The following is a 755-nucleotide window of genomic DNA, read 5'->3' as shown; positions in this document are numbered from 1 at the left end:
CCCCCGCACCAACGGCCCCGCCTTCCGGCAGAACGACGCCACGGCCCGAGCCCTGCTCACCACCCTCCGCGAGCTGTTCCCGCACACCGCGCGCGAACCCCGCGCGGCTGCCGCCGGAGGTGCCTGACCGGCGCCGCCACGGCCCCCGCACACACCCCACACACCGCAGGGAACCCCATGTCCTCATCCGTACCCACCCGGCCGCTCCACCTGGCCGTCGCCATCGACCGGCCCGACGCCACGGACGCCGAGCCCTTCGCCCGCGCGGCCCGCCTCGCCGAACACGGCAAGCTGGACTTCGTCACCCTCGACGACACCCTCGGCCCGCCCGGCCGCGGCGGCGGCCGCCTGGACGCCCTCGCCGTGCTCGCCCGCGTCGCGCCCGTCACCCGGCGGATCGGCCTGGTACCGACGGTCACCACCACCCACACCGAGCCGTTCCACGTCTCCAACGCCGTCTCCACCCTCGACTGGGTGAGCCGCGGCCGGGCCGGGTGGACCGTCGCCGTCTCCACCGGCGAGGCCGCCGCCCGCCACTTCGGCCGCCGGGACGCCGCCCCCGACCGGGACCTCTGGCACGAGGCGGGCGAGGTCGCCGACGTCGCCAGGCGCCTGTGGGACAGCTGGGAGGACGACGCCGAGATCCGCGACGCGGCCACCGGCCGGTTCGTCGACCGCGACAAGCTCCACTACGTCGACTACCGGGGCACGGGCTTCAGCGTCCGCGGCCCCTCCATCGTCCCCCGGCCCCCGCA

Annotated in this window: 1 protein-coding gene; it reads left to right on the top strand. The window is 77.0% G+C overall.

Features of this window, described 5'->3' with window-relative positions:
• Positions 1-177: 177 nt before the first annotated feature.
• Positions 178-755, top strand: a 578-nt coding sequence (locus K6I34_RS37675) for an LLM class flavin-dependent oxidoreductase (protein WP_229332503.1), incomplete at its 3' end; no start/stop codon positions are given.

Source organism: Streptomyces sp. UNOC14_S4, assembly GCF_020740835.1.
GTDB lineage: Bacteria > Actinomycetota > Actinomycetes > Streptomycetales > Streptomycetaceae > Streptomyces.
This window is presented reverse-complemented; position numbering and strand designations above follow the sequence as displayed.